The organism is Pseudomonas sp. BW7P1 (assembly GCF_024981055.1).
GTDB classification, from domain to species: domain Bacteria; phylum Pseudomonadota; class Gammaproteobacteria; order Pseudomonadales; family Pseudomonadaceae; genus Aquipseudomonas; species Aquipseudomonas bananamidigenes.
Genome location: NZ_CP103374.1, coordinates 1,601,970 through 1,614,239, shown reverse-complemented (window position 1 = coordinate 1,614,239; position 12,270 = coordinate 1,601,970). Strand labels below are relative to the sequence as shown.

Annotated in this window: 11 protein-coding genes and 1 pseudogene; 2 read left to right on the top strand and 10 right to left on the bottom strand. The window is 60.5% G+C overall.

Going from position 1 to position 12,270, the window contains the following annotated elements; translation table 11 throughout:
• Positions 1 to 28: 28 nt before the first annotated feature.
• The 4 genes from NWV16_RS07245 to NWV16_RS07230 form a co-directional block, all read right to left on the bottom strand.
• Positions 29 to 1,978, bottom strand: coding sequence for a DUF692 family multinuclear iron-containing protein (locus NWV16_RS07245; RefSeq protein WP_260522506.1), 1,950 nt, complete (start codon positions 1,976 to 1,978; stop codon positions 29 to 31).
• 14 nt (positions 1,979 to 1,992) lie between these two features.
• Positions 1,993 to 3,015 (bottom strand): aKG-HExxH-type peptide beta-hydroxylase, encoded by a 1,023-nt coding sequence (locus NWV16_RS07240; protein ID WP_260522505.1) that lies wholly within the window; start codon positions 3,013 to 3,015, stop codon positions 1,993 to 1,995.
• A gap of 153 nt (positions 3,016 to 3,168) precedes the next feature.
• Complete coding sequence (locus tag NWV16_RS07235; protein WP_260522504.1) at positions 3,169 to 3,645, bottom strand: GNAT family N-acetyltransferase; 477 nt, start codon at positions 3,643 to 3,645, stop codon at positions 3,169 to 3,171.
• A 98-nt stretch (positions 3,646 to 3,743) separates the two neighbouring features.
• A complete protein-coding gene (locus tag NWV16_RS07230) occupies positions 3,744 to 4,004 on the bottom strand; it encodes an Os1348 family RiPP precursor (RefSeq protein WP_260522503.1) in 261 nt (86 codons plus the stop codon).
• A gap of 581 nt (positions 4,005 to 4,585) precedes the next feature.
• Between NWV16_RS07230 and NWV16_RS07225 the strand changes: the two genes are divergently transcribed.
• Positions 4,586 to 5,845, top strand: a complete 1,260-nt coding sequence (locus tag NWV16_RS07225; protein ID WP_260522502.1) for an OprD family porin — start codon at positions 4,586 to 4,588, stop codon at positions 5,843 to 5,845.
• Positions 5,846 to 6,021: 176 nt separating this feature from the next.
• A pseudogene (locus tag NWV16_RS07220) lies at positions 6,022 to 6,829 on the top strand (methyltransferase domain-containing protein).
• A gap of 51 nt (positions 6,830 to 6,880) precedes the next feature.
• Here the strand turns inward: NWV16_RS07220 and pcaC are convergent.
• The 6 genes from pcaC to pcaH form a co-directional block, all read right to left on the bottom strand.
• Complete coding sequence (gene pcaC, locus NWV16_RS07215) at positions 6,881 to 7,273, bottom strand: 4-carboxymuconolactone decarboxylase (RefSeq protein ID WP_011332825.1); 393 nt, start codon at positions 7,271 to 7,273, stop codon at positions 6,881 to 6,883.
• 10 nt (positions 7,274 to 7,283) lie between these two features.
• Positions 7,284 to 8,075 (bottom strand): 3-oxoadipate enol-lactonase, encoded by a 792-nt coding sequence (gene pcaD / locus NWV16_RS07210; RefSeq protein WP_260522501.1) that lies wholly within the window; start codon positions 8,073 to 8,075, stop codon positions 7,284 to 7,286.
• A 12-nt stretch (positions 8,076 to 8,087) separates the two neighbouring features.
• Entirely contained in the window at positions 8,088 to 9,452 is a 1,365-nt protein-coding gene (locus NWV16_RS07205; RefSeq protein WP_260522500.1) for a 3-carboxy-cis,cis-muconate cycloisomerase, read from the bottom strand.
• A gap of 46 nt (positions 9,453 to 9,498) precedes the next feature.
• The gene (locus tag NWV16_RS07200) at positions 9,499 to 10,794 is read right to left on the bottom strand and encodes an MFS family transporter (protein WP_065257569.1); all 1,296 of its coding nucleotides are present in this window, start codon (positions 10,792 to 10,794) and stop codon (positions 9,499 to 9,501) included.
• Between the two features lie 190 nt (positions 10,795 to 10,984).
• Positions 10,985 to 11,551, bottom strand: a complete 567-nt coding sequence (gene pcaG, locus NWV16_RS07195) for a protocatechuate 3,4-dioxygenase subunit alpha (RefSeq protein WP_260522499.1) — start codon at positions 11,549 to 11,551, stop codon at positions 10,985 to 10,987.
• Between the two features lies 1 nt (position 11,552).
• Entirely contained in the window at positions 11,553 to 12,257 is a 705-nt protein-coding gene (pcaH, locus tag NWV16_RS07190) for a protocatechuate 3,4-dioxygenase subunit beta (RefSeq protein ID WP_039771426.1), read from the bottom strand.
• Positions 12,258 to 12,270: the final 13 nt, after the last annotated feature.

Here is a 12,270-nt window from a genome sequence, read left to right as displayed (position 1 = left end):
TGGGCTTTTTGTTGTCTGCGCAACGCCTTCAGCCGCCGACTCCGTTGAGCAGAAACACCGGTTCTTCCAGATAGTCGAGTCCCAGACGGTTTTCGAACATTTCATCGCGCAATGCCGCCGTGGTGAAGCATCCGAGATTCAGCCCCGTGGCCACCAGTGAAAACGTCTGGCTCAAATGCCCGGCATCCATCAGCGCCACCCGCAGCGCACGGCTGAACTCGTATTTCCAGGCCAGCCGCTCGACCCGCGCGGTAGACACAAATACCGCTGCCGCGTCTTTCACCCAGGGTTGCCCGCCACAGGCCTCGCCTATCCAGCTCCGAGGATCCTCCCGTGACAGCAGTTCCAGTCCATGTCGGCGCACCGAGTAGTGATAGAGCCCCCGCTCGAAACCCTGCACATTCATCAGCACCGCATACACCTCGGTGACCTGCAGCGAGCCGCCGGAGGGCGAGGTCCTCTTCAGGAAAAAGTCGCCCATGCCGTTCGGTTCCATGGCCGTCACCCCCCAGGTGTAATAGAGCAGCAGAGACAGCTGGGTCGGGGTCAACGGCTTGCCACTGAATGCCCGGGATGTACGCCGGGCACAGAGTGTATCGAGCAGCGTTGCTTCGGCGATGGTCTCACCGGGCACCAGCAACGGGTTTTCCAGCGCAATGAAGGGATGCGAGTGATAGTCCTTGAAAGAGGAAGGCTGACGCTGCTGCGAAGCTTTCTTCTCAAGTTCGGCCTCGAGTTCGACGACACTGACATAAGGTGTCTGCAGACCGGTGCGGGTACTGAGGTAGAACTCCAGCGCCGCTTCCCAGCGGGACCAGAGCTGCAGCGGTTGTCTGTGAACCCGATCGCGCCGGGGTATGACGGGTTGCACGATTCCCTGGTTGACCAGCGTCTGCAGGAACGCCAGATTGTTGCCCTGCCCGGGCCCCTGCAGAATGTCCGGCAGCATCAAGGCACTCTCCAGCGTGCGCGCAACCATGAAGTGCTTCAACAACGGCAGCAGCGTCAGGCAGAACTCCAGACTCAGACCCGACTGCCGGTCCCGCAACACGAAGGATGACGGTCCGACACTCACCCATACGCTGCCCCTGAGTCTGAGCAACTCACCGGGTTCGAGGGCCGGAGTCTGCGGCTCGGAGGGTGAGTCGCGGCCCTGCCAGAACAGCACCCTGGGCTTGAGGCGCTTGATGTCGCGAATCAGACATTGCAGTTGCGCGTCGTCGTCCCTGTCGGCGATATCCCACTCCAGCGTTACCGCCCGCACGGGAGACACCGCAAACAACTGCGTCAGCAGATCCCAGTCCCGGCGCGGATGACCGGTGTGGATTTCAATCAACCGGTCCAGCGGCAACGAACGCAGATAATCGTTGAGCTCATACCCCTGCGCCTTGGCGGTCGCGATGGCGCTGTCCAGATCCAGCAGAAACCCCGCACCGCTGCGCTGCACCACGCTGGAAATGAACTCGCCTTCCGACTGTTCCGCCGCATCTGTCAATGAAAACAGGCGCGGAGCATTCTCCAGCACCAGCGGCGTTGCGGTCAGTGCCTGCAGCTCAAGAGCGTTGGCGACCACCGTATCGGCCACTTCCGCAGCCAGGGTCGGCAAAATGAAGTGCTGGGTGTCGCCGCCATGAAACCGCGACCAGGAAATGTGCTCCGCCAGCCAGGGTGAGCGGGTTCTGTCGCACAGCCGTCGGGTCATCTGCAGAAACTCGCGATCCATCGCGATGCCCACACTGCCCAGAGACAGGCTGGAAGAATGCAGCAGGCTGGGCGTCTGCTCCCCGACCTCGAGCAAACGCGGTTCGAGAATGCTGTGGGTTGGCTGAAACTCCAGATAATCAAAATACGGCAGCCCTTCGGCGAGGATCCGTTCAAGGGCCGGATCGACGGCATGATCGGCAACCCGGTGACGGGGCAAGTGGTACTCCAGCCCTACCCCGGCCTCGGGAAATCGCGAAGCATCGAACATCGTCATGCTTGCCTCCCGGCTCAGGCCGTTGCGCCCAATACCGACGGCGTCGTGGTCAATGTCGGCGAGGCGGCCAGCCGCCCGGCATATTTGCTCTCCATGGCCCGGACTTCGGCGGCAAGGTTGTCCAGCAACTGGCGCCCATGGGGTGTGAAGTCCTCACTGGCTTGAAGATCGGGCAAGGCCCGGATCAGCCCCCGCAGAATGAACAGCAGTCGGTTCTGCGCCCGCTGCAACTCCTCGGCAGAGCGCGAGCGCACCCGCTCCATGTATTTGACCAGCGCGATGTACACGTAAAACGCATGAAAGTAGCCGTACAGGTCACGCTTCTGACCGGACCACGGCAAACTGAATGACGGCTCCTGCGAGGCATCAGGGTCGACCACGGCAGACACTTCGACGATGTGATAGAGCAATTGGTGAGTCGCCTCATGCACCAGGGATTCTTCAAGATCAAGGATCGATTCGTCCCGGCTCGCCAGGAGAATGACGCCGGTGTAACGCGAAGCCGAACAACTGCGAAAAGCACCGTCCGGCAGGAAGCAAATCGACTTGATCAGGAACCTCATCTGTTCACGGCAGGCCGGCCAGGTGTGTTCGATCCGCAACAGGGCAATCTTCACCACGTCGGCGAAAAAGCGGCTGGAAATTCCGCCACGCTCCAGGCGTTTGCGGCTCGCTTCGTCTTCCGGGAACTCGTAGCTGGGCGGAGTAGCCTGCATGATCAGAGGATCGGCATCGAACCGGTAGACCGGCGGATCGCTCTGAACGGCAACCGAGGTATTGCGCTCCTTGACCCTGTCGAGCATGTCGGAGAATTCCAACAATGCCTTTTCAAGTTCGACCGTATTATCCGACTTGCCGACCAGACAATGATTGGTCAACCGGAATGTCTGTCCCGCCCATATCTGAAAAACCGGATCATTGATAATCGAAGCCTGCTCGTGAGGCGGCAACAATACAAGTTCCACTGCTCGTTCGAAGAATGCCGACAATCGCGAATCTTCGCCAAGCAGCTTGAACAGCTCGGCATATAAAACCATGAATACAGTGAAACGATTGCGACTGACATGCTCAAGTAATATCTCAAACCTGGAATACCGTGCATCTGCAAGAAACGTATTCGCTTTAAACAAGTCATCAACCGTCGAATCAAGTTCGCCGTGGTTTCCAATATCCATTTTTCAACCATCCTTTCAGTCAGGCGGTAATGGTTTCGCCATGGTCAGACTGGCGATTTCATAGCCCAGTTGTTCATAAAGACCACGGGCCGGCAGGTTGCGACCGAACACATGCAGACGCATTTCCTCGCAGCCGTTCTGGCGCGCCCAGGTTTCGGCGGCCAGCATGGCTTGACGGGCATGACCCTGACGACGCTCACCGGGTTCGATGTAGATATCCAGAATGAAGGCAATCGGTTTGGGGCCGACGTGGCGCCGGGCAATCCACAATTCGCCGATGCGCCGCTGATCGTCCCGGAGCACCCAGAGCTGATGACCTTCGGTGAGCCGCCCTTGGTCCAGCAACTGCGCGAACGCCGTACCGGAACGATGTGGCGCCTCTGCCTGGCTCCACTCTCCCGAAGCGACCATGCCTTGAGCGTATTCCTCGACCGCCCTTTCGGTGAACGCCGAAAATTCCGTGTCGTCCATGGGAACCAAGGTGACTGACATAGACCGCTTCCCCGCTGTTCGAGCATGTCCAGGCGGGCCATTTGACGTGTGTCAGAAACGGATCGCTGCTCCGTGGCACGCCAAACGGCCCCCGGGCATCAATCCATCCGTGCCTGAACCTGCTGTTGCTGATCAAAGATCGCAGCGGCTCCCAGTTTGTCGCGAATACCCGCACCGGCGGTGCCCAGTTTTGTCACATCAATACTCCTGACGGCGCCCAGTTCGGATGCGCTCAAATGCACACCGATGCCCTTGGCCGCGCCTTCAGCATCCTTGTGCAACTGTTCCGCAAAGTCCTTATCAATAAGGGCACGACCGACCACCGTCGCAAGACGTTCCTGATTAACTTTTGCAGGCATGTTATCTCTCCTTGTTTTCAATAATTAATCTTCTCGAAAGTGACAATCAGCCTCCATGCCCCCTTCGAGAATCTTGAATATAGCAACGACCCTTTCCTTTGCCAGTTACAACACAATATCCCGTTAAACCTTTTCACGATAAGCGATAACACCAATTATCAAGTTAAACCCGCGATTAATTAACCAACCTTTATTTCAATAACTTCTGTAGTTTATTTCCTACAACCAAAGTACTAACCACATCCACAATTGCCATTAATAGAACACCGCCGGAACAGCCATCAACACGAAGCATAACCACGGGTTTTAATTAAGAATGTGTACCTGGCAATGAATAAAACCATCGTCGATTATCGTTCGATAATCGCACACAACCCCATTCACCCCGATTGAATCCCCTCGCCGATCCCCCTCACCATTGCCCACAACAACAAAACCAATAAAAAGGCTCCCCCATGACGACACGTCCTCGCCGCTCGGGCTGATCCGCCCTTCTTCTCCTCACATCCCTTTTCTTGTCTGCAACCTCAGGTTGCGGCCACGCACTGCTGCACCCCGAACAATAAGAGAGACCCGAGCCCATGACACACTGCAAAACCCCTTGCGCATTTCCTGGCCTGATTGTCCTGGCACTGACCGGCGCCGCTTTACCCGCCATGGCCGAAGAGGCCGGTTTCATCGATGGAGCCAAGGCCAGCCTCAACCTGCGCAATTTCTACATCAACCGCAACTTCACCAACCCGACCAAGGCCCAGGGCATGGCGCAGGAATGGACGCAGAGCTTCATCCTCGACGCCAGATCCGGTTTCACCCAGGGCACGGTCGGTTTCGGCATGGACGTATTGGGGTTGTACTCGGTGAAACTCGATGGCGGCAAAGGCACCGGCGGCACGCAACTGTTGCCGCTGGATCATGACGGTCGCCCGGCGGACACCTTCGGCCGCACCAACGTGGCGTTCAAGGCCAGGCTGTCGCAGACCGAAATCAAGGTGGGCGAATGGATGCCGGTGCTGCCGATCCTGCGTTCGGACGACGGCCGTTCGCTGCCACAGACCTTTCGCGGCGGGCAGATCACCTCGAAGGAAATCGATGGCCTGACCCTGTACGGCGGCCAGTTCCGCGCCAACAGCCCGCGTGACGACAGCAGCATGAGCGACCTGTCGATGTTCGGTAAACCGGCGTTCACGTCAGACCGCTTCAACTTCCAGGGCGGCGAAGTCGCATTCAATGACAAACGCACGCAGATCGGCCTGTGGAATGCCGAACTCAAGGACATCTACAGCCAGCAGTACGTCAACCTGATCCACAGCCAGCCACTCGGCGGCTGGACGCTGGGCGCCAACCTCGGCTTCTTCTACGGCAAGGATGACGGCAGCGCCCGGGCCGGCAAGCTCGACAACAAGACGTGGTCGGGAATGTTCTCCGCGCGATATGGCGGCAACACTTTTTACGTCGGCCTGCAAAAACTGACCGGCGACAGCAACTGGATGCGGGTCAACGGCACCAGTGGCGGGACCCTGGCCAACGACAGCTACAACTCAAGCTATGACAACGCTCGGGAACGTTCCTGGCAGATTCGCCACGATTACAACTTCGTCGTCCTCGGCCTCCCCGGCCTGACGCTGATGAACCGCTACATCAGCGGCGACAACGTGCACACCGGCGCTATCACCGACGGCAAGGAATGGGGCCGCGAATCAGAGCTGGGCTACACCGTGCAAAGCGGCGTGCTCAAAGACCTGAACGTGCGCTGGCGCAACTCGACCCTGCGCCGTGACTACAGCAACAACGAGTTCGACGAGAACCGGGTGATCGTCAGCTATCCGATCAGCCTGCTCTAGGGGGCTGCGCCATCCGTCAGGATTCATGGAACGTTCCCCATCCTTGAGTACAGTGGATGCACCTGAAGGAATCAGGCGCTCCACCCTTCCCGCTTCCGTTATCTGTTGATGTTGGTCCCCCGGACTTGAGCCAGGCTGTCACCGGAAGACACTGCCGATCATCGGAGGACCACCTCATGATCACTCGAGTCAAATCGGCTCCCGATTGGGATGCCAAGGCGTATCAGCAGTTTTCCCGCCTCAGACAACAACCGGTCGATGAACTGCTCGGCCGCGTCGACCTGGACAATCCCCAACGCATCTACGATCTCGGTTGCGGCACCGGGATTGCCACGAAGGTTCTGGCCGATCGTTGGCCCCGGGCAGATCTCAAGGGCATCGACAGTTCGCAAGACATGCTTCAAGTCGCCCGCTGTCTGCCGATCAAGGCGCGCTGGCAACACGCCGAGCTGCAACACTGGAACCCCCCGCAAGCCGGCTGACCTGCTGTTCGCCGCAGCCGTGTTGCACTTCATCGATGACCATCGAGCGCTGTTGCCGGGACTACTCAATCACCTCAACCCCGGCGGATGCCTGGCCGCGCACATGCCCGACTGGCGCGATGCGCTTTGGTATCGCCTGATGCTCGATACCCTCGAGGATGCCGGCCCCGGTGGCCAACCGCTGGGCAGCCTGCAACTGCGCCAGCGCATGGCGGCACGGTCGCTGTTATCGCTGGAGGATTACTATCGCCTGCTCGCACCGCTGACCCGGTCGCTGGAGATCTGGGAAACCGAGCAGTTGCAGGTGGTCGACGGCAAGTCGCCGGTTTATGACTGGGTGAAAGTGTCGGCGCTGCGGCCAGTGATGCAGGGCCTGACGTCAGAGGAACAGGCGCGGTTCATCTATCACTATCTGATGCGGGTGCATGCGTATTATCCGCAGGAGGATGACGGGCATACGCTGTTTCCGTTCAAGCGGATTTTCATTGTCGCCAAGGTATGAGGTTCAAAGGATCGCAGTCTTCAATTGGCTGCGATCCTTTGAATTCAACGATTACTCGCGAGATTCGGTACCCAGCTCATCCCACACCGATTCGGCCAGATGAAAGGTCGCATTCGCCGCCGGAATCCCGCAGTAAATCGCACTCTGCATGATCACTTCCTTGATCTCGCCACGGCTCACGCCATTGTTGGCCGCTGCGCGCAGGTGCAACTTGAGTTCGCCCTCGCGGTTCATGCCGATCAGCATGGCGATGGTAATCAGGCTGCGGGTGTGGCGCGGCAGGCCCGGACGGGTCCAGATGTCGCCCCAGGCATGCCGGGTGATCATTTCCTGGAATTCCGAATTGAACTCGGTCAGGGTGGTCAGGCTGCGGTCGACATGGGCATCGCCGAGCACCGCGCGGCGCACTTGCATGCCATCGTCATAACGTTGTTTCTCGTCCACAAAAGTCCCCTCAATCAGCCAGCAGGAAGCTCAGCACGCGGTCGCTGAACGCGTCGCCGGCCTGAACGTTGGAAAGGTGCGCCGCATAAAACTCGGCGTACTCGGCGCCGCGCACATGCTCCTGAATGAAATGCCCGCCGGACGGCGGCGTCACCGCGTCCTCAGTACCGGCGATCACCAGCAGCGGTGCCTTGATCGACGACAACTGCTCACGAAAATCCGCATCGCGCACCGCCGCGCAGTTGGCGGCGTAACCTTCAGGATCCGTGGCCGCGAGCATGTCGGTGATCTGCTTGGCCGCTGCCGGATTGGCCGTCGAAAAATCAGGCGTAAACCAGCGGGCAATCGATGCATCGCGCAACGCGACCATCGCCGCCGGGCCGTCACGCAGCACGGTTTCGATGCGCGGATTCCACACCGACGGGTCACCGATTTTCGCCGCCGTGTTGCACACGATCAGCTTGTTCAGACGCTGGCCGGCGTTGATCCCCAGCCATTGACCGATCAGCCCCCCCATCGACAGACCGCAGAAATGCGCGCGTTCGATGTGCAGCGCATCCAGCAGCGCCAGCACGTCGCGGCCCAGTTGCTCGATGCTGTAAGGGCCCGGCGTCACCAGCGACCGGCCGTGACCGCGAGTGTCGAAACGCAGCACGCGAAAGTGCTCGGTGAACGCCGGCATCTGGGCGTCCCACATGTGCAGGTCGGTGCCCAGCGAGTTGGACAGCACCAGCACCGGCGCACCGGACGGACCTTCCAAGGTGTAATGCAGTTCGCCATCGGCGAGTTGAACGAAAGCCACAGCCCTCTCCTTTCAGTCAGACAATGCGTTGTGCTCGGCCACGGCCCGCTCGACCCAGACCTGCGCCTGACCGAGGTAACGGGCAGGATCGAGCAGATGATCCAGTTCGGCTGCGCTCAGTTGCGCGGTCACTTGCGGCTCGTCGCCGAGTACGGCACGCAAATGGCGTTGTTCGGCCACTGCCCGTTTGCAGCACTGTTCGAGCAGATGATGCGCGGTGTCGCGGCCGACCCGTTGCGCGAGGACGATGCTCACCGCTTCGGCCAGCACCAGACCTTGAGTCAATTCGAGGTTGCGGGCCATGCGCGCCGCATCGACTTCAAGCCCCTCGGCCAACAGCCGTGCCTGTTGCAGCGCGCCCGACACCAGGCAGCAGATGTCCGGCAGGGCTTCCCATTCGGCGTGCCACAGGCCGAGGCTGCGTTCGTGTTCCTGGGGCATGGCGCTGAACAGCGTCGAGACCAGACCCGGCACACGGGTCGCCGCGCCGATCAGTACCGCCGCGCCCACCGGGTTGCGCTTGTGCGGCATGGTCGAGGAACCGCCCTTGCCCGGTGCCGACGGTTCGAACACTTCCGCCGCTTCGGTCTGCATCAACAGGCTGATGTCGCGGCCCAGTTTGCCGAGGCTGCCGGCGATCAGACCGAGCACCGCGCCGAACTCGACGATGCGATCACGCTGGGTGTGCCAGGGTTGTTCGGGCAGGGTCAGATTCAGTTCTTCGGCCAGGGCACGGGCAATCGGCAACGCCTGTTCGCCCAGCGCCGCCAGGGTGCCGGATGCGCCGCCGAATTGCAGCACCAGCAGGCGCGGCTTGAGTTCGCGCAGACGCTGACGGCTGCGGGTCACGGCGCCGAGCCAGCCGGCGATCTTCATGCCGAGTGTCACCGGCGTCGCGTGTTGCAGCCAGGTCCGCCCGGCCATGGGCGTCGCCGCGTGGCACTGCGCCTGAACGGCAAGTGAGTCGGCCAGTTGCGCCAATTCCCCTTCGATCAGCGCCAGCGCCTGACGCAATTGCAGCACCAGCCCGGAATCCATCACGTCCTGACTGGTGGCGCCCAGATGCACGTAGCGCTCGGCCTCGACATCGGATGCCGCGATCCGCTTGCCCAATGCCTTGACCAGCGGAATCGCCGAATTGCCCGCAGTAGCGATGGCTTCACCCAACGCTGCGAAATCAAACAACTCGGCGCGACAGGCATTTTCGATGGCGGCTACCGCACTCGCCGGAATCACTCCGACCCGCGCTTCGGCCCGGGCCAGAGCGGCTTCAAAATCGAGCATCGCCTGCACCCGGCCCTGATCGCAGAACACGTCGCGCATTTGGCGGGCAGTGAAGTAGGCATCGAACAATTGATTGCCCGGTCGCTGAGTCATAAACAGTCCTTGCCGGCGCGGGCCATGGCGGCCCGCGCACTTCGGTTTAGAGATCGTGGTGCAAGTACGCCGCCTGTTTCGGCAGACGCAGGCTGAACAGGAACGCCACCGCCATCATCACCGTGACGTACCAGTAGAAGGCGTTTTCCATGCCCCCGGCCTTCAGGCTCAGGGCCACGTATTCCGCCGAGCCGCCGAAGATCGCGTTGGCCACCGCATACGCCAGGCCGACGCCAAGGGCGCGCACTTCAGGCGGGAACATTTCGGCCTTCACCAGACCGCTGATCGAGGTGTAGAAACTGACGATCGCCAGCGCCACGGTAATCAGCACGAAGGCCAGGACCGGACTGCTGACGCTTTTCAGGCTCAGCAGGATCGGCACGGTGAACAGCGTGCCGAGGGCGCCGAACCAGAGCATCGAGTTACGCCGCCCGATCCTGTCGGCGAGCATGCCGAACAGCGGCTGCATGCACATATACAAGAACAACGCACCGGTCATGATGAAGCTGGCAGTCTTGGCGTGCATGCCGGCGGTGTTCACCAGGTACTTCTGCATGTAGGTGGTGAAGGTATAGAAAATCAGCGAGCCACCGGCGGTGTACCCCAGCACGGTAATGAAGGCGGCCTTGTGATCGCGGAACAACGCACCGATGCTGCCGGCGTCCTTGTGCTCACGGGTTTCCTTGTTGGTGGTTTCTTTCAGGGCGCGACGCAGGAACAGTGAAATCAGCGCCGCCACCGCTCCGACCACGAACGGAATCCGCCAGCCGTAGGCCCGCAGTTCGTCTTCAGAGAGGAACTGTTGCAGGATCACCACCACCAGCACCGCCAGCAGTTGTCCGCCAATCAGGGTCACGTACTGGAACGAAGCGAAGAACCCGCGCTGGCCCTTGAGTGCCACTTCGCTCATGTACGTTGCCGTGGCGCCATATTCGCCGCCCACCGACAGACCTTGCAGCAGACGCGCGAACAGCAACAGCACCGGCGCCCAGACCCCGATGCTGTTGTAGGTCGGCAGACAGGCGATGAGCAACGAGCCGAAGCACATCATCAGAATCGAAATCAGCATCGAATTCTTGCGCCCGTGCTTGTCCGCCACCCGACCGAAAATCCAGCCACCGATCGGGCGCATCAGAAATCCGGCCGCGAACACGCCGGCGGTGTTGACCAGTTGCACCGTGGGGTTGTCCGAAGGGAAGAACGCCGGGGCGAAGTAGATCGCGCAGAAGGCGTAAACGTAGAAGTCGAACCATTCGACCAGGTTGCCGGAGGAGGCGCCGACAATCGCGAAGATGCGCTTGCTGCGCTCTTCGCCGGTGTAATGCGTGGTGGTGGTTGTCATTGTTATGTACTCGAAGGGGACACGTGAAAGTCTAGACACACTTCGCAACAGTCCCGTTCCACAGATACTCAAGCGCTGCAAATCCCTGTGGGAGCGGGCTTGCCCGCGAAAGTGGTGGATCAGCCAACATCAATGGCGACTGACACATCTTCGCGAGCAAGCCCGCTCCCACAAGCGATGTGTGGTGACGTCAGTAATCTAAGAACACGGTTTCCGCATCAGTGCCCTGCAGAATCACATTCCACTGATAAACGCCCGCTGCATCCGGCTTCGCCAGCAACGTGGTGCGGCGCTCGGCCGGCACGCATTCGAGCAGCGGATCATTGATGTTGGCCGGATCACCTTCGAAGTAAATCCGCGTCAGCAAGTGCTTCACCAGACCTCGCGCAAACACCAGCACCACCAGATGCGGCGCCTGGGTCGTGCCTTTCAGGCCTTCGACCGTCCCCGGCTTGATCGTGGTGAAACGAAAGCGCCCTTCGGCATCCACCGGCACTCGGCCAAAGCCTTCGAAATTCGGGTCCAGCGGTTTGGCCTGCTGGTCTTCCGGATGGTCATATTTACCGGCGGCGTTGGCTTGCCAGACTTCGAGCATGGCGTCGTTGACGACATCGCCGTTGCCGTCCAGCACTTGCCCGGTGATCGCCACGCGCTCGCCGAGGGACAGCTCGGTGGCGAGGTTTTCGCGGTTCAGCCAGGTCAGGCCGATGTGGTAATACGGCCCGACGGTGTGGGACGTGGTCGCAGTCAGGGTCATCTCATTTCTCCATCGGCGTGGCTTCGCGGCCGCGCAGCACGATGTCCCAGCGATAAGCGAGGGCGTAGGACGGAATGGTTTTTTCCAGATCGAAGGCAGCGATCAGGCGTTCCTTGGCCGAGGTGTCCGGCACGCAGTTGTAGATCGGGTCGTACGCCAGCAGCGGATCGCCGGGGAAATACATCTGCGTGACCAGCCGCGTCAGGATGCTCGGCCCGAACAGCGAGAAATGCACGTGGGCCGGGCGCCAGGCGTTGTGGTGATTACCCCACGGATAGGCGCCGGGCTTGATGGTCTGGAACTGATACCAGCCGTCAGCGTCGGTCACGGTGCGACCGGTACCGGTGAAATTCGGGTCCAGCGGCGCGTCGTGCAGATCGCGGGCGTGGTTGTAGCGACCGGCGGCGTTGGCCTGCCAGATTTCCACGAGAATTCCCGGCACCGGCAGACCGTCTTCGTCGAGCACGCGCCCGTGGATGATGATCCGCTCGCCGAGCGGTTCACCCTGATGCTGGGCGGTCAGATCATTGTCAGTTTCGGCCACACGCTCGGCACCGATGGTCGGGCCGGTGATTTCCGACAGCGAATGGGGCAGAAACACCAACGGTTTGGACGGCGAGCGCAGATTGGTGGATTGATAGGTCGGGTGCAGGTACGGCGGCTGGGTGCCTTCCTGCGGGCGGCGGTAACCAGGCTTGTCAGTCATTTCGCTTTCCTCT

Bases quoted from the DNA above. Each gene is read 5' to 3' on its own strand.
- NWV16_RS07200 (WP_065257569.1), bottom strand. From the start codon at position 10,794: ATGACAACCACCACCACGCATTACACCGGCGAAGAGCGCAGCAAGCGC.
- NWV16_RS07205 (WP_260522500.1), bottom strand. From the start codon at position 9,452: ATGACTCAGCGACCGGGCAATCAATTGTTCGATGCCTACTTCACTGCC.
- NWV16_RS07245 (WP_260522506.1), bottom strand. From the start codon at position 1,978: ATGACGATGTTCGATGCTTCGCGATTTCCCGAGGCCGGGGTAGGGCTG.
- NWV16_RS07240 (WP_260522505.1), bottom strand. From the start codon at position 3,015: ATGGTTTTATATGCCGAGCTGTTCAAGCTGCTTGGCGAAGATTCGCGA.
- pcaG (WP_260522499.1), bottom strand. From the start codon at position 11,551: ATGACCCTGACTGCGACCACGTCCCACACCGTCGGGCCGTATTACCAC.
- NWV16_RS07235 (WP_260522504.1), bottom strand. From the start codon at position 3,645: ATGTCAGTCACCTTGGTTCCCATGGACGACACGGAATTTTCGGCGTTC.
- NWV16_RS07225 (WP_260522502.1), top strand. From the start codon at position 4,586: ATGACACACTGCAAAACCCCTTGCGCATTTCCTGGCCTGATTGTCCTG.
- NWV16_RS07230 (WP_260522503.1), bottom strand. From the start codon at position 4,004: ATGCCTGCAAAAGTTAATCAGGAACGTCTTGCGACGGTGGTCGGTCGT.
- pcaH (WP_039771426.1), bottom strand. From the start codon at position 12,257: ATGACTGACAAGCCTGGTTACCGCCGCCCGCAGGAAGGCACCCAGCCG.